The organism is Leisingera sp. ABM4_060 (genome assembly GCF_056158765.1).
This window is the reverse complement of sequence record NZ_JBSWTX010000001.1, coordinates 1,084,756-1,103,392: the sequence shown is the minus strand read 5'-3', so window position 1 is coordinate 1,103,392 and position 18,637 is coordinate 1,084,756. Positions and strand designations below refer to the sequence as shown.

Genomic DNA, 18,637 nt, shown 5'->3' with positions numbered 1-18,637 from the left:
TGTGTGACACATAGAAAAGGACAAGGGACTATGGCGGATCTTTTGACCATGAAAAATAAAGTAAGTGGTGACAAGCAAAAGGCGCTGGACAGCGCGCTTGCCCAGATTGAGCGGCAGTTCGGCAAGGGCTCGATCATGAAGCTTGGCGACGGCAATGCCATGCAGGAGATCGAGGCGAGCTCGACCGGTTCTCTGGGGCTGGACATCGCATTGGGAATCGGCGGCCTGCCGATGGGCCGGATCATCGAAATCTATGGCCCGGAAAGCTCCGGTAAAACGACGCTGACGCTGCATTGCATCGCAGAACAGCAGAAGAAGGGCGGCGTCTGCGCGTTCGTTGACGCAGAACACGCGCTGGACCCGCAGTATGCGGCCAAGCTGGGTGTTGACCTGGACGAACTGCTGATCTCGCAGCCCGACACTGGCGAACAGGCGCTGGAGATTACCGACACGCTGGTGCGCTCCGGTGCGGTCAATATGGTCATCGTCAACTCGGTGGCGGCACTGACACCGAAGTCCGAGCTTGAGGGCGACATGGGCGACAGCAACGTCGGTGTGCAGGCGCGCCTGATGAGCCAGGCAATGCGCAAGCTGACCGGCTCCATCAGCCGCTCCAAATGCATGGTGATCTTCATCAACCAGATCCGCATGAAGATCGGCGTGATGTTCGGTTCGCCCGAAACCACAACCGGCGGCAATGCACTGAAATTCTACTCCTCCGTCCGCTTGGACATCCGCCGCATCGGCGCGATCAAGGACCGGGACGAGGTGGTCGGCAACTCGACCCGCGTGAAGGTGGTCAAGAACAAGGTGGCGCCGCCGTTCAAGCAGGTGGAATTCGACATCATGTATGGCGAAGGCATCTCCAAGATGGGCGAGTTGCTGGATCTCGGCGTTGCGGCAGGGGTCGTGAACAAGTCGGGTGCCTGGTTCTCCTACGGGGATGAGCGGATCGGTCAGGGCCGGGAGAATGCCAAGGTTTTCCTGCGGGAAAACGCCTCTGTTGCTTATGACATCGAGGACAAGATCCGCGCCGCCCACGGGCTGGAGTTTGAGCGTCCTGATGTGGGTGATGCAGACGACATCCTTGAGGCCTAAGCGCCGGACAATCTGATCAAATCCAGGGAATATCAGGGCGTGGCGCAGGCTGCGCCCTTTTTCGCAGGGCCATGCCGCTTCCCGCTGTGGACAGTGAGCCGGCGGGCGGGTAAACCTGCCCGGAACGCTTTTTTAAGCCCGCAAGAGATCCCGCACATGCCGACGCTCAACGATATCCGCTCTACCTTTCTGAACTACTTTGGCCAACAAGGTCACCAAGTGGTGGACTCCAGCCCGCTGGTGCCCCGCAATGACCCGACCCTGATGTTCACCAACTCGGGCATGGTTCAGTTCAAGAACTGCTTCACCGGGGTGGAGACCCGCGACTACAAGCGCGCGACCACCTCGCAGAAATGCGTGCGCGCGGGCGGCAAGCACAACGATCTCGACAACGTCGGCTACACCGCGCGCCACCACACGTTCTTTGAAATGCTTGGCAACTTTTCCTTTGGCGATTACTTCAAGCACGAGGCGATCCCCTTTGCCTGGGAACTGATCACCAAGGAATTCGATATTCCGAAGGACCGGCTGTACACCACCGTCTATCACACAGACGATGAGGCCTTTGAAATCTGGAAGAAGATGGGCGTGCCGGAGGACCGGATTATCCGCATCGCGACCTCCGACAACTTCTGGCAGATGGGCGACACCGGCCCCTGCGGCCCCTGCACCGAGATCTTCTATGACCACGGCGAGCACATCTGGGGCGGCCCTCCGGGCTCGCCTGAGGAAGACGGCGACCGCTTTATTGAGATCTGGAACCTCGTCTTTATGCAGAACGAGAGGTTCGCCGATGGCTCGATGGTGGATCTGGAGATGCAGTCGATCGACACCGGCATGGGATTGGAGCGGATTGCGGCGCTGTTGCAGGGCACCCACGACAACTATGAAACCGACCTGTTCAAATCGCTGATCGAAGCCTCGGCAAATGTCACGAATACCGACCCGTTTGGCGACCAGAACGTGCATCACCGGGTGATCGCCGATCACCTGCGCTCCTGCTCCTTCCTGATTGCCGAAGGCGTGCTGCCCTCAAACGAAGGCCGCGGCTATGTGTTGCGCCGGATCATGCGCCGCGCGATGCGCCACGCCTCGCTGCTGGGCGCCATCGATCCGGTTATGCATAAGCTGGTGCCGTCTCTGGTCCAGAAGATGGGCGCGGCCTATCCGGAGCTTGGCCAAGGCCAGGCACTGATCGAGGAAACCTTTGAGCAGGAAGAAACCCGCTTCCTCAAGACCTTGGACCGCGGTCTGAAACTGCTGGACGAGGCCTCCGCCGACCTGGGGCAGGGCGACGTGCTGCCGGGTGAAACTGCGTTCAAGCTGTATGACACCTATGGCTTCCCGCTCGACCTGACCCAGGACGCCCTGCGCGCCAAGGAGATCGAGGTCGACACCGATGGTTTCGATGCTGCGATGAAAGAGCAGAAAGAGAAGTCCCGCGCTGGCGGCATTGGCCTGGGTGAAGCGGCGGATGTGAAGGTCTACTTCGACATCGTCGACGCGGCCGGCACCACGGATTTCCTGGGCTATGAGACCGAGAAGGCCGAAGGCCAGATCATGGCCATCGTCAAGGACGGCGCGCAGGTGCCGTCCGCCGCCAAGGGCGCCATGGTACAGATCATCCTGAACCAGACGCCATTTTACGGTGAAAGCGGCGGCCAGGTTGGTGACATTGGCGTGCTGACTGTTGAGGGCGGCGCGGCCCGTATCACAGACACCAAGAAAGTGGAGGGCCTGTTCCTGCACATCGCCGAAGTGACCGAAGGCGAGATCACCGTTGGCCATGGCGCTGCGATGGAAGTGGACCACGTACGCCGCAGCCAGATCCGGGCCAACCACTCGGCCACACACCTGCTGCACGAAGCGCTGCGCAACGCGCTGGGGGAGCATGTGGCACAGAAGGGCTCGCTGAATGCCGCCGACCGTTTGCGGTTTGACTTTAGCCACAACAAAGCAATGAGCGCTGAGGAACTCTCCAAGGTCGGTGCGGAAGTGAATGATTTCATCCGTCAAAACACGCCTGTGTCCACCCGGATCATGACCCCGGATGACGCCCGCGAACTTGGCGCCCAGGCGCTGTTTGGCGAGAAATACGGCGAAGAGGTCCGCGTGGTTTCCATGGGCCGCGCGCCGACCGGCAAGGGCCACGATGGTGAGACCTATTCGATTGAGCTTTGCGGCGGCACTCATGTGAAGCAGACCGGTGACATCGGCACATTTGTGATCCTCGGTGACAGTGCATCCTCCGCTGGCGTGCGCCGGATCGAGGCGCTGACAGGGGCCGCCGCGTTTGCGCATCTGGAACGCGAAGCGGGCCGGATGGCTGAAGTTGCCGGCGCGCTGAAGGCGCAGCCTGCCGACGTGATGGACCGTCTCAAGGCGATGATGGACGAACGCAAGGCGCTTCAGAACGAGATTTCCAACCTGAAGCAGCAGATCGCCATGGGCGGCGGCTCCGGGGGCGGCGCCGAGGCCAAGGACGTCAACGGCAAGAAGTTCCTGGCCCAGGCTCTGCAGGGCGTGTCCGGCAAGGACCTGCGCGGTCTGATCGACAAGCACAAACAGAACCTTGGCTCTGGTGTGATCCTGCTGATTGCTGAAGACGACGGTAAAGTGGCTGTGGCTGCGGGTGTGACTGACGATCTGACCGGCGACATTTCCGCCGTGGACGTTCTGAAAGCCGCGGTGCCGGCTGTCGGCGGCAAGGGCGGCGGCGGCCGCCCGGATATGGCCCAGGGCGGCGGTAAGGACTTCTCTGGTGCCGAGGAAGCGATCAAGGCTGCCGAGGCTGTTCTGGCAGGCTGACCGTTTGGTCAAAAAAATGCTTGGTCTTTCCGGCAAAAGCCTTAGGCTGCCGGAAAGACCATAACCTTGGGAGGCTCCGATGCCCGCGCTTTGGATTGCACATGTGACCGTTACCGACGCCGATGCCTATGGCAAATATGCAGAGCTGGCGGGCCCGGCCATCGCCAAACACGGCGGCACGTTCATCGCCCGCGGCGGCCGGTTTGTGCAGCTCGAGGGCAAGGAGCGGCCGCGCAATGTGGTTGCCAAGTTCCCGAGTGTCGACGCGGCAGTCGATTGCTATCACAGCCCGGAGTATCAGGAAGCACTGAGCCACGCGCGCGGAGCTTCCGAGCGCGAGCTGATGGTGGTGGAAACCTCCGAATAATGGTCACCGCATTTGCGGAAATGTTGAAACGCCACTCAGGCCAGGGCTGGGTAGCGTGGATCGGCGTGCGTCCCGGGCGGCGCGAAGATGTGCTGGCACCTGAAGCCGTTGACATTTCGCTGGCTGGTCTGGACGGAGATCACGGCAAACAAGGCAAGCGCGCAGTCACTTTGATCCAAGCTGAGCATTTGCCGGTGATTGCTGCATTGGCAGGGCTTGACGCTGTTCAGCCGGACCAACTGCGCCGGAACTTTCTGATTTCGGGTATCAACCTGGCCGCGTTGCGCAAAGCCAGGCTGCAGATTGGCAGCGTTGTTCTACAGATCTCCGGCCCTTGTCCGCCCTGTTCGCGGATGGAGGAGGTGCTGGGCCACGGTGGCTATAACGCAATGCGCGGGCATGGCGGCTGGTATGCCGAGGTGCTTCAGCCCGGCAGAGTGGCCCTGGGCGGCAGCGTCACCCATCTGACGGATCCAGAATGAAAAACGGCGGCAGATTTTTCTGCCGCCGTTTTCTATTCGTTAGGCGCTGGCCTTGGACATCCGCTTGCGCTCATGCGGGTCCAGGTAGCGCTTGCGCAGGCGCACGTTGTTCGGCGTCACCTCGACCAGTTCGTCGTCGTTGATATAGGCAATCGCCTCTTCCAGCGACAGGGTCATCGGAGTGGTCAGGCGCACAGCCTCGTCCGAGCCGGAGGCGCGCACGTTGGTCAGCTTCTTGCCTTTCAGCGGGTTCACTTCCAGGTCGTTGTCGCGGGAGTGCTCGCCGATGATCATGCCGGTGTAGATGTCGGCCTGGGCGCCGATCATCATCTTGCCGCGGTCTTCCAAGTTCCACAGCGCGTAAGCCACAGACTGGCCGTTCTCCATTGAGATCAGCACGCCTGCGCGGCGGCCCGGAATGGCGCCTTTGTGCGGGGCCCAGCCGTGGAACACGCGGTTGAGCACGCCGGTGCCCCGGGTGTCGGTCAGGAATTCGCCGTGATAGCCAATGAGCCCGCGCGAAGGGACGTGGGCGATGATGCGGGTCTTGCCTGCGCCTGCGGGCTTCATCTCGACCAGCTCACCCTTGCGGGCGCCGGTCAGCTTTTCGATCACCGCGCCGGAGTATTCGTCGTCCACGTCGATGGTGGCTTCTTCGATCGGCTCCATCTTCTGGCCGTCTTCCTCGCGCATGATCACCTGCGGGCGCGAGATCGACAGCTCGAACCCTTCGCGGCGCATGTTCTCGATCAGAACGCCCATCTGAAGTTCGCCGCGGCCGGAGACCTCGAATGCCTCGCCGCCTGGGGTGTCGGCGATTTTGATGGCAACGTTGGACTCGGCTTCTTTCATCAGCCGGTCGCGGATCACGCGGGACTGCACTTTTTTGCCGTCACGGCCGGCCAGCGGGCTGTCGTTGATGCCAAAGGTCACGGTGATGGTCGGCGGGTCGATCGGCTGGGCGTCCAGCGGCTCGTCGACAGCCAGTGCGCAGATGGTATCAGCCACGGTGGCCTTGGACATACCGGCGATGGAGACGATGTCGCCTGCCTGGGCTTCTTCGATGTCCTGCTGGGCCAGACCGCGGAAGGCCTGGATTTTGGTCACGCGGAATTGCTCGATCTTCTGGCCGATGCGGGAGATTGCCTGCACGGTGGCACCGACCTTCAGGGTGCCGGTCTCGACACGGCCGGTCAGCAGACGGCCCACAAAGGGGTCGCTGCCCAGAGTGGTGGCCAGCATGCGGAAATCGTCGTTCTGCTTCTTCACCTGCTTGGGCTCGGGCACGTGGTTCACGATCAGGTTGAACAGCGCGCTCAGGTCCTTGCGGGGGCCGTCGAGCTCATTGTCGGCCCAGCCATTGCGGCCAGAGGCATACATATGCGGGAAGTCCAGCTGGTCCTCGGTGGCGTCCAGCGAGGCAAAGAGATCAAAGCATTCGTCCAGCGCCCGGTCGGGTTCGGCATCCGGCTTGTCGACTTTGTTCAGCACCACGATCGGGCGCAGGCCCAGGGCCAGCGCCTTGGAGGTCACGAATTTGGTCTGCGGCATCGGGCCTTCAGCGGCGTCCACCAGCAGCACCACGCCGTCGACCATCGACAGGATACGTTCCACTTCGCCGCCAAAGTCGGCGTGGCCGGGGGTGTCGACGATATTGATCCGGGTGCCGTTCCACTCGACCGAGGTCGGCTTGGCAAAAATGGTGATGCCGCGCTCGCGCTCCAGATCGTTGCTGTCCATGGCGCGTTCCGCCACAGCCTGGTTTTCGCGGAAGGCGCCGGATTGTTTCAGCAGCTCGTCGACCAGGGTGGTTTTGCCGTGGTCAACGTGAGCAATGATCGCAATGTTGCGCAAGTCCATGACGTTCGCCTTTGTAAGGAAGTTGCGCCGCGCATAGCCCGAACCCCGCACAAAGGCCAGAGGAAAACCGCCTTAAGCCTGCGCAAATGCGGATCAGTGGCCCGAGGACTTGGAAAACAGGTGGATGATGACGATGCCGGACATGATCAGAACCATACCGATGACGGCGGGCAGATCCAGCTTTTGCCCGAAGACAAAGAAGGCAATCACCGCAATCAGCAGAATGCCAAGGCCGGACCAGATGGCGTAGACAATGCCCACCGGCATGAACTTCAACGTCAGCCCCATCATGTAGAAGGAAAAGCCATAGGCGACCAGGACGATCAGCGACGGCCCCAGTCTGGTAAACTGCTGGCTGGCTTGCAGGGCCGTGGTGCCGATGGTCTCAGCCGCCACCGCAATGATCAGATAAAAGTAGTGAATCGGCATCTCTGCCTCCCTCATCCGTGCTACGGTCTTCCCGCGGGCCCATGCTCCCCGCCTATCCGATCTTCATGCCGCGGGGAAGTCCCGATGCGTCACCGGCTGGTCCGTTTCCGCAGGTTGCAGCAGATGAACACATACTTGTGCGTGGGCACACTGGACTGTGATTGGGGGGATTCTTAGGAGTATGTTCCATCATTAGACCAATTCCCGGGAATGCCGTCTGCATTCCTGCTGCAGGAAAGGGATTGCAGACATGTGCCGATGGGCTGCCTACACCGGATCCGAGATTTTTCTTGAGGACATCATTTCCAAGCCCGAACATTCGTTGATCGTGCAAAGCCAGCAGGCGGCGGAGGCCAAGACGGTGACAAACGGCGACGGGTTCGGGGTGGCTTGGTATGCCCACCGGGAAGAGCCGGGGCTGTACCGCGATGTCTATCCGGCCTGGTCAGATTGCAACCTGCGCGCGGTGGCCGGGCAGGTCCAATCCGGTCTGTTTCTGGCGCATGTACGCGCGTCAACTGGTTCAGCCACCAGCCGAAACAACTGCCACCCGTTTGCGGCCGGACGGTGGAGTTTTATGCACAACGGCCAAGTGGGCGGGTTCGAAAACTTCCGCCGCCACGCCGACATGTGCATTCCTGACGAGCTGTATGAATACCGCCGCGGTGCCACCGATAGCGAGGTGCTGTTCCTGCTTGCCTTGTCCGAGGGCCTGGATGCGGATCCCAAAAGCGCTTTGGAAAGGGCAGTGGCCCGGATGGAGGCGCTGTCCCGCGCCCGGGGCACCACGCCGCACATGCGTCTGTCGGTGGCGATGTCAGACGGAGTACGGCTGTTTGCCGCCCGGTATTCTTCGGACCGGATCGCGCCGACCGTCTACTACCGCTGGAGCGCGTGCATGAATGGCTGGGCTGTGGTCTCCGAGCCGCTGGAGCAGAGCGGCCATGCCTGGAATGAGCTGAAGCCCGGGGAGTTTCTGACACTGACCCGGGACGGGGCCAAAACCCAGCTCTTCCGTCCGCAACTGGCCTAAAGTCGTCCGGCGCCGCGGAACCAGGGCTCGATCTTTGCCCGAACATAGATCCAGACGCCGGGTGCGCCACGGCTGACCTTGCTGCCGACCCGGGCGTCGATCTGCGGCAGGCTGACGTCATAGTCGACCCAGCTGCCGCCTCCATTCAGCAGGTTCAGCAGCACCGGTTGCACCCGGTCGATGGATTTGGCAAAAGTGGCATCAGTGCTTTCCGCCGCCTCGAACTCTTCCCAGATGCTCCGCATCGGTTTGCCTTGCTCCTGGGGCAGCATGCCGAACAGGCGGTCGGCCGCGGCCTTCTCTGCCTTGGCCAGCGCGGCCAGCGCATCGGGATCAATCACACCGTGGATCGGCGCGTCGCCTGCGTCGATTTCCACCAGGTCGTGCAGCAGCAGCATTTGCAGTACCCGGTCCACATCAACCGTGTTTGTGCTGTGCTCTGCCAGCACCCAAGCGTAAAGCATGATGTGCCAGCTGTGCTCTGCCGAGTTTTCATGCCTTGAGCCGTCGCCAAGCTTGGAGGCGCGTTCGACCAGCTTGAGCTTGTCTGCTTCATTCAGGAAGGCGAGACGGTTTGTGAACGGGCTGCAGTCAAATCCAGTGTCTTCCCCCAAAAGCGACCTTGCATGATGATAGGCTTCAGGAAAGTCCTGCTCCAGCGCCGCCGCGCGGCCGCCGTGCAGGTTCTGGCGGACCACGCCGACATGCCAGTCCAAAGGCTGGGCGCCGTAAAGGGTTTGAAAAACCGGCTGACAGTGGTCCACCCGTTTGGCAAAGCGTGCATCCGGGCTCTCCGCCGCCTCGAATTCCTGCCAGAGGGAAAGAAATTCAGCGCCTTGATCGGCGGGCAACATGCCGAAAAGGCGCCTGGCAGCGGCTTGCTCAGAAATTGCGACCGCCTCCCAGTCTACCGCATCGGTAATCGGGTGATCGCCGGCGTCAATCTCCACCAGGTCATGCAGCAGCAGCATCCGGATGGCGCGGAAGACATCCACATCCGGACCGGCAAAGGGCGCCAGTACCAGCGCATAGAGCGCCAGGTGCCAGCTGTGCTCTGCCGAGTTCTCGCAGCGGCTGCAGTCCAGGATCAGGTTTTGGCGCTCGACATGGCGGAGCTTGTCCGCCTCAAGAAGGAATGCGAACTGGGCATCCAGCCGGTCACTCACGCTTCGCCCTTTGCTTCTAGCTGCGCCTGCAGTGCGCTGACTTTCTGATTGAGGAAATCGCGCGCCTTGCGTTCTGCCAGGCGCACGCGGATTTCGGTCAGGAATGCCTCTTCGAGCGACTGGGAGGCAGCGCCAAGCACCTGGCCCACCTCCACATAAAACCGCTCCTCACCGCAGGCATCCTGCACCTTGAGTGTATCGACCGCCAGTTTTTGTGCCAGCGTCTCGATCGTGCCCATCAGCGGGTGTTCTCCGTCAGGCGGCGCTTCACGTAATCGGTCACATCGCCGATCATCGTGTCCATATGCGGTTCCTGGAAGAAATGATCGGCACCCTCGATCTCATTATGAGTGATGGTGATGCCTTTTTGCTCATGCAGCTTGCCAACCAGGCTGGCGGTGTCCGCGGGCGGTGCCACACGGTCGGCGGTGCCGTTGATGATCAGGCCCGAGGACGGGCAGGGCGCCAGGAAGGAGAAGTCATACATATTGGCGGGCGGAGCCACCGAGATGAAGCCGGTGATCTCCGGGCGGCGCATCAGCAGCTGCATGCCGATCCAGGCGCCAAACGAAAAACCCGCAACCCAGCAATGCTTGGAGTTGGAGTTCATCGACTGCAGGTAATCCAGCGCCGAGGCTGCATCGGAAAGCTCACCCACACCCTGGTCGTATTCGCCCTGGCTGCGGCCGACGCCGCGGAAATTGAACCGCAGAACCGTGAAGCCCATGTTGTAGAACGCATAGTGGAGGTTGTAGACCACCTTGTTGTTCATGGTGCCGCCAAACTGCGGATGCGGGTGCAGCACGATGGCGATGGGGGCGTCTTTTTCTTTTTGCGGGTGGTAGCGGCCTTCGAGGCGGCCTTCGGGTCCAGGAAAGATGACCTCGGGCATGGGCGGTTAAAATCCTACTCTCGTTGTCGGTCTGCCGTCAGAAAACTTGACGGGTTCCGTCAGGCATCTTAGAACAGTTCTAATTAGGGGCGCGGGCCAAGCCATGCACCGTCAGGCTGAGATACGCACAGTCGGTGGCAAGGTCAATGTTTTCGCACACACGGGCCCGTTTCGAGGGGTAAATTATGAAGCTTTCCACCAAAGGGCGCTACGCGATGGTCGCGCTGGCGGATATCGCGCTGCAGCCGCAGGACGCTTTGGTGCCGCTGGGCGACATTTCCAAGCGGCAGGACATCTCGCTGCCCTATCTGGAGCAGCTGTTCGTCAAGCTGCGCCGGGCCGGCCTGGTCAACTCGGTGCGCGGTCCAGGCGGCGGCTACCGGCTGGCCAAGGCGGCATCTGAGATCCGGGTGGTCGATGTGCTGTCTGCCGTGGATGAAACCGTAGACGCGATGCACAAGGGGGCAGGCGCCTCCGGTGCGCTGTCCGGAAGCCGGGCGCAGTCGCTGACCAACCGACTGTGGGAAGGCCTCAGCGCGCATGTCTACGTGTTCCTGCACCAGACCCGCTTGTCCGATGTGATCAAGAACGACCTGGCGCCGTGCCCGGCGGTGCCCAGCCTGTTTGCCGTGGTGGATGACTGACCGTGCGCCCTGACTTCAGCAGCTACCCCGCAATCTGCGGTCTAGATGGGATCGATCTTTCGGTGCAAAGCCCGGAGGCCTTTGAGGCCTTTGGAGCGTTGGCACCCAGGATCGGCGCGGTGGCATCTGAGGACAGGCATCATGTGAAGGGCAGCGCACGGGCAAGGAAGAGAGCCCAGATCGAGCGGCTGGCCTTTGCCGGTATGACCGCGGGCGAGGTGTATGTATTCCTTTTCCGGGCAACGGTGACAGCGCAGGAGGCTTGGTATAGGTCCCGCCATTTCTGGGGCAGGCTTTACAACTGGATGACCGGGCCGGCAAAGGCACATATCGAAGTGCCTGGCCATTTGCTGATCCGTATGTTCGAGGAGACCGCAGGAGAAGCACCGTATTTTCTGCAGCCGGGCTACACATACCAGCTCCGTCTCGATTATGCCGAGGCCTTTGCAGATTTGTACAAAACCCCTTATGAGGCGGAAACGCTCCGGGAAAAGATGACTTTATGACTCGTGTTTACCTCGACCATAACGCTACTGCGCTGCTTCGCCCCGAAGCCAGGGATGCAATGATTGCGGCGATGGACGTTTGCGGCAACCCGTCGTCGGTCCATGCCGAGGGCCGGGCTGCCAAGGCACTGGTAGAGAAGGCGCGGGCGCAGGTTGCAGCAGCTTTCGGGGCGGATGGCGCCGACATCGTGTTCACCTCCGGGTCAACCGAAGGTGCCTCGCTGGCGCTGTCGGGACGCAGCCTGCACGGGGCTCCGGTGGAGCATGATGCGGTGCGGGCCTGGACCGTTGAGGACCTTTCCGTGACGCCTGAAGGTGCTGTGCAGGCCGGCATTCCGGAGCAATCCACCGTGCAGCTGGCAAACTCGGAAACCGGCATCGTGCAGCAACTGCCGGACGGGCTGGCTGTAACAGACGCGACACAGGCCTTTGGCAAACTGCCGCTGGCCTTCAACTGGCTTGGTGCCGAAATGGCGCTGATTTCGGCCCACAAGCTGGGCGGCCCCAAGGGTATCGGCGCGGTTGTAATGAAACGCGGCACCGATCTGCCGGCCCAGATCAAGGGCGGCGGTCAGGAAATGGGGCGCCGCTCCGGCACCGAAAATGTCATTGGAATCGCGGGCTTCGGCGCTGCAGCTGAAGCAGCCGGAAAAGATCTGGCAAATGGTGTTTGGGATAGGGTTGCACAACTTAGAAATATTCTAGAAAAGGCTCTTGTGGCTGGCGCAAGCCATACTATTTTTGTCGGGAAGGATCAGAAGCGGCTGCCGAACACTTTGTGTTTTGCGACACCGGGCTGGAAAGGCGAAACCCAGGTCATGCAGATGGACCTCGCAGGGTTTGCGATCAGCGCGGGCAGCGCCTGTTCCAGCGGCAAGGTGCGCGCCAGCGCAGTGCTGACCGCCATGGGGTATGACGAGGCCACAGCTCAAAGCGCGGTGCGCGTTTCGCTGGGGCCTGAGACGACAGAAGAAGACGTGCTGCGCTTTGCCGATGCGTGGCTGCAAAAAGAAAAGAAACATCGCGCCCGCGCGGCGTGAGTGAGGAGAAGACAATGGCCGCTTTGGACCAGACCCAAGTCAAGGAAGGTGTTGACCAGGAAACCGTGGACGCCGTCCGCGAGGTTGGCGGTGCGTATAAATACGGCTGGGAAACCGATATCGAGATGGAATACGCGCCCAAGGGCGTGAACCCCGATATCGTCAAGCTGATCTCGGAAAAGAACGAAGAGCCCGAATGGATGACCGAGTGGCGCCTGCAAGCCTTTGAACGCTGGGAGCAGATGGACGAACCGGACTGGGCGATGGTCAGCTACCCGGAAATCGACTTCCAGGACCAGTATTACTATGCCCGTCCCAAGTCGATGGAAGTGAAGCCCAAGTCGCTGGATGAGGTCGACCCCAAGCTGCTGGCGACCTACGAAAAACTCGGTATCCCTCTGAAAGAACAGATGATTCTGGCAGGAGTCGAAGGCGCAGGCGAGACCCCGGAAGAAGGCCGGAAGGTTGCTGTGGACGCGGTGTTCGATTCCGTTTCCGTCGGCACCACCTTCCAGAAAGAGCTGAAAGAGGCGGGCGTCATCTTCTGCTCCATCTCGGAGGCGATCCGCGAGCACCCCGAGCTGGTGAAGAAATACCTTGGCTCGGTGGTCCCGGTCTCCGACAATTTCTATGCGACGCTGAACTCTGCCGTGTTCTCCGACGGTTCCTTTGTCTACGTGCCGCCGGGCGTGCGCTGCCCGATGGAGCTGTCCACCTATTTCCGGATCAACGCGGAAAACACCGGCCAGTTCGAACGTACCCTGATCATCGCCGACAAGGGCTCTTACGTGTCCTACCTCGAAGGCTGCACCGCACCGCAGCGCGATACCGCGCAGCTGCATGCTGCGGTGGTGGAAATCATCATCGAGGAAGACGCCGAGGTGAAATACTCCACCGTCCAGAACTGGTATCCAGGCGATGAGAACGGCAAGGGCGGCATCTACAACTTTGTGACCAAACGCGCCGACTGCCGCGGCGACCGCGCCAAGGTGATGTGGACCCAGGTGGAAACCGGCTCTGCCGTGACCTGGAAATACCCGTCCTGCATCCTGCGAGGCAACGAGAGCCAGGGCGAGTTCTACTCGATCGCCATCGCCAACAACATGCAGCAGGCCGACACCGGCACCAAGATGGTGCACCTGGGTAAGAACACCAAGTCGCGTATCGTCTCCAAAGGCATCTCGGCCGGCAAGGCGCAGAACACCTACCGCGGGCTGGTGTCGATGCACCCCAAGGCGAAGGACTCGCGCAACTACACCCAATGCGACTCGCTGCTGATCGGCGACAAATGCGGTGCCCACACGGTTCCCTACATCGAGGTCAAGAACAACTCCTCCCGTGTGGAGCATGAGGCGACCACTTCCAAGGTGGATGACGACCAGCTGTTCTACTGCCGCCAGCGCGGCATGGACGAGGAAGAGGCGGTGGCCCTGGTGGTCAACGGCTTCTGCAAGGACGTGCTGCAGGCGCTGCCGATGGAGTTCGCCATGGAAGCGCAGCAGCTGGTCGCGATCTCGCTGGAAGGGTCTGTCGGCTGATGGCAGGCCCCTGGGCATCACCGCAGGGAGGCAAGAGCATGATCGTCACAACGACCAATAGCGTCGAAGGCTACCAGATCGCCGAGTACAGAGGCATCGTGGTGGGTGAGGCGATCATGGGCGCCAATGTGGTGCGCGATGTCTTTGCCTCGATTACCGACATCGTCGGCGGTCGCTCCGGAGCCTATGAAAGCAAGTTGCAGGACGCGCGCGAAACCGCGCTGGCAGAGTTGGAGGATCGCGCCCGGGCCAAGGGCGCAAACGCTGTGGTTGGCGTTGATCTGGATTACGAAGTGGTCGGGCAGTCCATGCTGATGGTCTCGGCCAGCGGCACCGCGGTGGTGCTGGGATAGGAATGAAACGGCCCTCTGGGGCTAGAGAATATCGCGAGCTTGAGGCTTGCACGACATGTGAGACGAGGAAAAAATGCTCGAAATCAAAAACCTGCACGTCAAACTTGAAGACGAAGACAAGCAGATCTTGAAAGGTCTGGACCTCAAGGTCGAAGCCGGCAAGGTGCATGCCATCATGGGGCCGAACGGCTCGGGCAAATCCACCCTGTCTTACGTGCTGTCTGGCCGTGACGGCTATGAGGTGACCGAAGGCTCTGCCGCGCTGAATGGCGAAGAGATCCTGGAACTGGAACCGGAAGAGCGCGCCGCAGCCGGCATGTTCCTGGCGTTCCAATATCCGGTGGAAATCCCCGGCGTCGGCAACATGACCTTCCTGCGCACTGCAGTGAACGCACAGCGCAAGGCCCGCGGCGAAGAGGAGCTGTCCGCTTCCGACTTCCTGAAAGAAGTGCGCGCCAAAGCCAAGACGCTCAAGATCGACGCCGACATGCTGAAGCGCCCTGTCAACGTCGGCTTTTCCGGCGGCGAGAAAAAGCGCAACGAAATCTTGCAGATGGCGATGCTGGAACCGAAGATGTGCATCCTGGACGAGACCGACTCCGGTCTCGATGTGGACGCGATGAAGCTGGTTGCTGATGGCGTGAACGCGCTGCGCGACGAAGGCCGCGGTTTCCTGGTGATCACCCACTACCAGCGTCTGCTTGACCACATCAAACCCGACGTGGTGCACATCCTGGCAGGCGGCCGTATCGTCAAGACCGGCGGCCCCGAGCTGGCTCTGGAAGTGGAAAACAACGGCTACGCCGGCATTCTGGCCGAGGTGGACGCGTAATGGCACTGGCTGAAGCAAAGCAAACCGCAACCGAGGCGCGGCTGGCCGCGCTGGAGCTGCCCGAGGGCGGCTGCCTCAAGGCAGCGCGCCAGGCCGCGTTGTCGCGGGTCCAGACCATGGGCCTGCCCAGCCGCCGCGACGAGTATTGGAAGTACACCCGTCCCGACACGCTGACCACAGCAGAGGCCCCCAAGGCGGCGGTCTTCGAGACCGGCGAAGCCCCGATGTTCGACGGCTTTGACCGCCTCAAGGTCGTGTTCGTGGACGGTGTCTTTGATGCAGACGCCTCGGACGACCTGTCTTTGGAAGGTATCTCCATTGAGCGGATCGCCGACATTTGCGAGAAAGACATCCATTGGGCCAAAGACTTGTACGGTGTTCTTGAGGCACGCGGACAGACTCCTGTTCAGCGCCCGCTGGCCGCACTGAATACGGCCTTTGCCACCGATGGCGTGGTGATTCATGTGACAGGCTCGCCCTCCAAGCCGGTGAACCTGGTTTACCGTCACGCGGATGAGGCGTCTGACGCGATCCTGCACCATGTGATCAAGGTCGACAGCGGCGCATCCGCAACGATCCTTGAAAACGGCCCGGCTGCAGCGCGGTTCAACAAATGCATGGAAATCGACGTAGCGGATGGCGGTGCTTTGCATGTGGTGCGGGCGCAGGGCCGCGACCATGAGCGCCGTGCTGCAACGCACATGTTCGCCCGCCTCGGCACCGAGTTGGTTTTTAAATCCTTCACTCTGACTGTAAATGGCGTGCTGACCCGCAACGAGGCTGTGGTCGAACTGACCGGCGACGATGCGGTTGCCCACATCGCGGGCGCCTGTGTCGGCGATGGCGACTTCCACCACGACGACACCGTTTTCATCACTCATGACGCGGTGAACTGCGAAAGCCGCCAGGTTTTCAAGAAGGTGTTGCGCAACGGGGCGACCGGCGTGTTCCAGGGCAAGATCCTGGTGAAAGAAGGCGCGCAAAAGACTGACGGATATCAGATTTCCCAGTCCTTGCTGCTGGATGACGACAGCCAGTTCCTGGCCAAGCCCGAGCTGGAAATCTACGCCGATGACGTGGCCTGCTCGCATGGCTCCACCTCGGGTGCGATCGACGAGGAAGGCCTGTTCTACCTGCGCTCGCGCGGCGTGCCCAAGGCAGAGGCAACTGATCTCATGACGCTGGCTTTCCTGGCCGAAGCAGTCGAGGAGATCGAGGACAGCGATGTGGCTGCGGCCATTATTGAACGCCTCGAAGGCTGGCTCGCCCGGCGCCACTGATGTCTGTCACCACGGATATCCCGGCTACCTACAAGGGGCCGCGCAAGGTTTTTGCGCGGCTTCTGAGCATGGGTGCCCGGGAGGACCGGCTGCTGATCTTCCTGATCAGCGGCTGTGTGCTGACCTTTGTCGCACAGATGCCGAAACTGGCCCGCGAAGCGCATCTGACCGGGCAGGAATTGAACATGCTGCTGGGCGGGGCACTGCTGGGTCTCGTCTTCATTGCGCCTCTGCTGCTCTACACTCTGGCTCTGGCGGCGCATTGGATCGCCCGCGCGGCTGGCGGCCAGGGGGATGCCTACCGGTCCCGTCTGGCGCTGTTCTGGGCGTTCCTGGCGGCAAGCCCGCTGATGCTTCTGAACGGCTTGGTTGCCGGTTTTATCGGAGCAGGCGGAGCCTTGAACCTGGTTGGTGCGCTCTGGTGCGCCGTGTTCCTGTGGTTCTGGGTGTCCGGCATGATCCAAGGCTATTGGGCAAAGCAATGAATGCGCTAGCGGCCTTTGCTTTGCTCACGGTAAAAGCCCCCAAGGAGGCTGCCCGGCAGATCCTGGCGCATGATTGGCCGCGGGAGGCGCTCTGGACCGCGTTTCTGCTGTCTGTGGTGCTCAGCACCATGGTCCATGCCATTCAAAACATTCTGTTTCCGCAGCCGGCTGGTGCGGGGCTGCTGCAGGTTCCGCCAGGCGTGTTTTTCGTGATGATCCTGGTTCTGCAGGCGGGCTTCATAGCCATGCTGACAACCGCCGGCCGCTGGCTCGGCGGTCAAGGGAACTTCGTTTCGCTGCTGGCACTGATAACCTGGCTGCAACTGCTGATGGAGGCCTTCAAGGCCGGGATAGTCGCCTTGGCTTTGCTGGTGCCGTTTCTTGCAGACCTGGCCGTTATCGCCGTGAACGTCATGGTGTTTTTTATCCTCTTGCACTTTGTCAATTCGGCGCACAAATTCGGCTCGGTATGGCGCTCGCTTGGGGTGGTCTTGATGGCCAGTGCACTGCTTTTGTTTGCCCTTCTCTTCCTCGTGGGTCTGATCGGCCCCGCAAATCTGGGACTGCCCGAAAATGTATGACGTGGACAAAATCCGCTCCGACTTCCCGATCCTGACGCGCGAGGTGAACGGCAAACCGCTGACCTATCTTGATAATGGTGCCTCAGCTCAGAAGCCGCAGGTGGTGATTGATGCGGTGACCAGGGCATACGCAGAGGAATATTCCAATGTTCACCGTGGTTTGCATTATCTTTCTAACCTTGCGACCGAAAAGTACGAGGCGGTGCGCGGTATTATTGCGCGCTTCTTGAACGCCGGCGACGAAAACACCATCGTGCTGAACTCCGGCACCACTGAGGGCATCAACCTGGTCGCCTATGGCTGGGCCATGCCGCGGTTTGAGGCGGGTGACGAGATCGTGCTGTCGGTGATGGAGCACCATGCCAACATCGTGCCCTGGCACTTCCTGCGCGAGCGCCAGGGGGTGGTGCTGAAGTGGGTCGATGTGGCAGATGACGGCAGCCTCGATCCGCAAAAGGTGATCGACGCGATCGGCCCAAAGACCAAACTGGTCGCGGTCACCCAGTGCTCCAACGTTCTGGGCACGGTTGTGGACGTCAAGGCAATCACCCAAGGTGCCCATGCCAAGGGTGTGCCGGTGATGGTCGACGGTTCGCAAGGCGCCGTGCATATGCCGGTCGACGTACAGGACATCGGCTGCGATTTCTACGCGATCACTGGCCACAAGCTCTATGGCCCTTCCGGCTCTGGTGCAGTGTACATCAAGCCGGAACGCATGGCCGAGATGCGCCCCTTCATCGGCGGCGGCGACATGATCAAGGAAGTCTCCAAAGAAGGGATCATCTATAACGATCCGCCGATGAAGTTCGAGGCCGGCACGCCCGGCATCGTGCAGACCATCGGTCTGGGTGTGGCTTTGGAATACATGATGGATCTTGGCATGGACAACATTGCCAAGCATGAAGGCAGTTTACGCGATTATGCAATGCAGCGGCTGACTGGGCTGAACTGGATCAATGTACAGGGGCAAGCACCCGGAAAAGCAGCGATTTTCAGCTTCACTATGGAAGGTGCGGCGCACGCTCATGACATTTCCACCATCCTCGACAAGAAAGGCGTGGCGGTACGCGCCGGCCACCACTGCGCCGGACCGCTGATGGACCATTTGGGTGTCTCCGCCACCTGCCGCGCGTCCTTTGGCCTCTACAACACCAGGGATGAAGTCGACACGCTGATTGACGCGCTGGAGCTGGCGCACGAATTATTCGCCTGACCCGGCAGACAGCGATAACGAAAACGGCGC

At 61.0% G+C, this 18,637-nt stretch carries 20 protein-coding genes; 15 read left to right on the top strand and 5 right to left on the bottom strand.

Annotated features, from left to right (window positions below):
* Positions 1-30: 30 nt before the first annotated feature.
* The 4 genes from recA to ACXAEH_RS05430 all read left to right on the top strand — a co-directional run bounded on the left by recA (position 31) and on the right by ACXAEH_RS05430 (position 4,755).
* On the top strand, positions 31-1,098 hold the full coding sequence (gene recA / locus ACXAEH_RS05445) for a recombinase RecA (RefSeq protein WP_475031451.1): 1,068 nt from the start codon (positions 31-33) through the stop codon (positions 1,096-1,098).
* 156 nt (positions 1,099-1,254) lie between these two features.
* A complete protein-coding gene (alaS, locus tag ACXAEH_RS05440) occupies positions 1,255-3,906 on the top strand; it encodes an alanine--tRNA ligase (RefSeq protein ID WP_475031450.1) in 2,652 nt (883 codons plus the stop codon).
* Between the two features lie 79 nt (positions 3,907-3,985).
* Positions 3,986-4,273: a DUF1330 domain-containing protein gene (locus tag ACXAEH_RS05435; RefSeq protein ID WP_475031449.1), complete on the top strand. Its 288-nt coding sequence runs from the start codon at positions 3,986-3,988 to the stop codon at positions 4,271-4,273.
* Complete coding sequence (locus tag ACXAEH_RS05430) at positions 4,273-4,755, top strand: MOSC domain-containing protein (RefSeq protein WP_475031448.1); 483 nt, start codon at positions 4,273-4,275, stop codon at positions 4,753-4,755. The genes ACXAEH_RS05435 and ACXAEH_RS05430 overlap by 1 nt, the downstream gene beginning before the upstream one ends.
* A 39-nt stretch (positions 4,756-4,794) precedes the next feature.
* On the opposite strand, the gene typA is transcribed toward ACXAEH_RS05430, so the two are convergent.
* On the bottom strand, positions 4,795-6,615 hold the full coding sequence (typA, locus tag ACXAEH_RS05425; protein ID WP_475031447.1) for a translational GTPase TypA: 1,821 nt from the start codon (positions 6,613-6,615) through the stop codon (positions 4,795-4,797).
* 93 nt (positions 6,616-6,708) lie between these two features.
* Positions 6,709-7,044, bottom strand: a complete 336-nt coding sequence (locus ACXAEH_RS05420) for a DMT family transporter (RefSeq protein WP_475031446.1) — start codon at positions 7,042-7,044, stop codon at positions 6,709-6,711.
* Positions 7,045-7,294: 250 nt separating this feature from the next.
* Between ACXAEH_RS05420 and ACXAEH_RS05415 the strand changes: the two genes are divergently transcribed.
* Positions 7,295-8,077 (top strand): class II glutamine amidotransferase, encoded by a 783-nt coding sequence (locus tag ACXAEH_RS05415; protein WP_475031445.1) that lies wholly within the window; start codon positions 7,295-7,297, stop codon positions 8,075-8,077.
* Here the strand turns inward: ACXAEH_RS05415 and ACXAEH_RS05410 are convergent.
* From ACXAEH_RS05410 to ACXAEH_RS05400, 3 genes are read right to left on the bottom strand one after another with little or no spacing between them, the layout of a single operon-like run.
* Positions 8,074-9,243, bottom strand: a complete 1,170-nt coding sequence (locus ACXAEH_RS05410; RefSeq protein WP_475031444.1) for an HD domain-containing protein — start codon at positions 9,241-9,243, stop codon at positions 8,074-8,076. The genes ACXAEH_RS05415 and ACXAEH_RS05410 overlap by 4 nt on opposite strands.
* Positions 9,240-9,482, bottom strand: a complete 243-nt coding sequence (locus ACXAEH_RS05405; RefSeq protein WP_475031443.1) for a hypothetical protein — start codon at positions 9,480-9,482, stop codon at positions 9,240-9,242. Before ACXAEH_RS05405 ends, ACXAEH_RS05410 begins: the two co-directional genes overlap by 4 nt.
* On the bottom strand, positions 9,482-10,135 hold the full coding sequence (locus tag ACXAEH_RS05400) for an alpha/beta hydrolase (protein ID WP_039123655.1): 654 nt from the start codon (positions 10,133-10,135) through the stop codon (positions 9,482-9,484). The genes ACXAEH_RS05405 and ACXAEH_RS05400 overlap by 1 nt, the downstream gene beginning before the upstream one ends.
* A gap of 185 nt (positions 10,136-10,320) precedes the next feature.
* Here ACXAEH_RS05400 and iscR point away from each other — a divergent pair, with 185 nt between their 5' ends.
* The 10 genes from iscR to ACXAEH_RS05350 all read left to right on the top strand — a co-directional run bounded on the left by iscR (position 10,321) and on the right by ACXAEH_RS05350 (position 18,607).
* Complete coding sequence (gene iscR / locus ACXAEH_RS05395) at positions 10,321-10,779, top strand: Fe-S cluster assembly transcriptional regulator IscR (RefSeq protein ID WP_475031442.1); 459 nt, start codon at positions 10,321-10,323, stop codon at positions 10,777-10,779.
* Between the two features lie 2 nt (positions 10,780-10,781).
* Positions 10,782-11,285, top strand: a complete 504-nt coding sequence (locus ACXAEH_RS05390) for a hypothetical protein (RefSeq protein ID WP_475031441.1) — start codon at positions 10,782-10,784, stop codon at positions 11,283-11,285.
* Positions 11,282-12,325, top strand: a complete 1,044-nt coding sequence (locus tag ACXAEH_RS05385; protein ID WP_475031440.1) for a cysteine desulfurase family protein — start codon at positions 11,282-11,284, stop codon at positions 12,323-12,325. Before ACXAEH_RS05390 ends, ACXAEH_RS05385 begins: the two co-directional genes overlap by 4 nt.
* Positions 12,326-12,339: 14 nt before the next feature.
* On the top strand, positions 12,340-13,863 hold the full coding sequence (sufB, locus tag ACXAEH_RS05380) for a Fe-S cluster assembly protein SufB (protein WP_475031439.1): 1,524 nt from the start codon (positions 12,340-12,342) through the stop codon (positions 13,861-13,863).
* A gap of 38 nt (positions 13,864-13,901) precedes the next feature.
* The gene (locus ACXAEH_RS05375; protein WP_475031438.1) at positions 13,902-14,216 is read left to right on the top strand and encodes a YbjQ family protein; all 315 of its coding nucleotides are present in this window, start codon (positions 13,902-13,904) and stop codon (positions 14,214-14,216) included.
* A 73-nt stretch (positions 14,217-14,289) separates the two neighbouring features.
* Complete coding sequence (gene sufC, locus ACXAEH_RS05370) at positions 14,290-15,048, top strand: Fe-S cluster assembly ATPase SufC (RefSeq protein WP_475031437.1); 759 nt, start codon at positions 14,290-14,292, stop codon at positions 15,046-15,048.
* Entirely contained in the window at positions 15,048-16,328 is a 1,281-nt protein-coding gene (locus tag ACXAEH_RS05365; RefSeq protein WP_475031436.1) for a SufB/SufD family protein, read from the top strand. The genes sufC and ACXAEH_RS05365 overlap by 1 nt, the downstream gene beginning before the upstream one ends.
* Positions 16,328-16,813, top strand: a complete 486-nt coding sequence (locus tag ACXAEH_RS05360; protein ID WP_475031435.1) for a YIP1 family protein — start codon at positions 16,328-16,330, stop codon at positions 16,811-16,813. The genes ACXAEH_RS05365 and ACXAEH_RS05360 overlap by 1 nt, the downstream gene beginning before the upstream one ends.
* Positions 16,798-17,394: a YIP1 family protein gene (locus tag ACXAEH_RS05355; protein ID WP_475031434.1), complete on the top strand. Its 597-nt coding sequence runs from the start codon at positions 16,798-16,800 to the stop codon at positions 17,392-17,394. The genes ACXAEH_RS05360 and ACXAEH_RS05355 overlap by 16 nt, the downstream gene beginning before the upstream one ends.
* Positions 17,387-18,607 (top strand): cysteine desulfurase, encoded by a 1,221-nt coding sequence (locus ACXAEH_RS05350; RefSeq protein ID WP_475031433.1) that lies wholly within the window; start codon positions 17,387-17,389, stop codon positions 18,605-18,607. Before ACXAEH_RS05355 ends, ACXAEH_RS05350 begins: the two co-directional genes overlap by 8 nt.
* The last annotated feature ends 30 nt before the right edge of the window (positions 18,608-18,637 follow it).

What these genes read in the sequence shown, in the direction of transcription:
- recA (WP_475031451.1), top strand. Translation starts at nt 31, where the DNA reads ATGGCGGATCTTTTGACCATGAAAAATAAAGTAAGTGGTGACAAGCAA.
- alaS (WP_475031450.1), top strand. Translation starts at nt 1,255, where the DNA reads ATGCCGACGCTCAACGATATCCGCTCTACCTTTCTGAACTACTTTGGC.
- ACXAEH_RS05435 (WP_475031449.1), top strand. Translation starts at nt 3,986, where the DNA reads ATGCCCGCGCTTTGGATTGCACATGTGACCGTTACCGACGCCGATGCC.
- ACXAEH_RS05430 (WP_475031448.1), top strand. Translation starts at nt 4,273, where the DNA reads ATGGTCACCGCATTTGCGGAAATGTTGAAACGCCACTCAGGCCAGGGC.
- typA (WP_475031447.1), bottom strand. Translation starts at nt 6,615, where the DNA reads ATGGACTTGCGCAACATTGCGATCATTGCTCACGTTGACCACGGCAAA.
- ACXAEH_RS05420 (WP_475031446.1), bottom strand. Translation starts at nt 7,044, where the DNA reads ATGCCGATTCACTACTTTTATCTGATCATTGCGGTGGCGGCTGAGACC.
- ACXAEH_RS05415 (WP_475031445.1), top strand. Translation starts at nt 7,295, where the DNA reads ATGTGCCGATGGGCTGCCTACACCGGATCCGAGATTTTTCTTGAGGAC.
- ACXAEH_RS05405 (WP_475031443.1), bottom strand. Translation starts at nt 9,482, where the DNA reads ATGGGCACGATCGAGACGCTGGCACAAAAACTGGCGGTCGATACACTC.
- ACXAEH_RS05400 (WP_039123655.1), bottom strand. Translation starts at nt 10,135, where the DNA reads ATGCCCGAGGTCATCTTTCCTGGACCCGAAGGCCGCCTCGAAGGCCGC.
- iscR (WP_475031442.1), top strand. Translation starts at nt 10,321, where the DNA reads ATGAAGCTTTCCACCAAAGGGCGCTACGCGATGGTCGCGCTGGCGGAT.
- ACXAEH_RS05385 (WP_475031440.1), top strand. Translation starts at nt 11,282, where the DNA reads ATGACTCGTGTTTACCTCGACCATAACGCTACTGCGCTGCTTCGCCCC.
- sufB (WP_475031439.1), top strand. Translation starts at nt 12,340, where the DNA reads ATGGCCGCTTTGGACCAGACCCAAGTCAAGGAAGGTGTTGACCAGGAA.
- ACXAEH_RS05375 (WP_475031438.1), top strand. Translation starts at nt 13,902, where the DNA reads ATGATCGTCACAACGACCAATAGCGTCGAAGGCTACCAGATCGCCGAG.
- sufC (WP_475031437.1), top strand. Translation starts at nt 14,290, where the DNA reads ATGCTCGAAATCAAAAACCTGCACGTCAAACTTGAAGACGAAGACAAG.
- ACXAEH_RS05365 (WP_475031436.1), top strand. Translation starts at nt 15,048, where the DNA reads ATGGCACTGGCTGAAGCAAAGCAAACCGCAACCGAGGCGCGGCTGGCC.
- ACXAEH_RS05360 (WP_475031435.1), top strand. Translation starts at nt 16,328, where the DNA reads ATGTCTGTCACCACGGATATCCCGGCTACCTACAAGGGGCCGCGCAAG.
- ACXAEH_RS05350 (WP_475031433.1), top strand. Translation starts at nt 17,387, where the DNA reads ATGTATGACGTGGACAAAATCCGCTCCGACTTCCCGATCCTGACGCGC.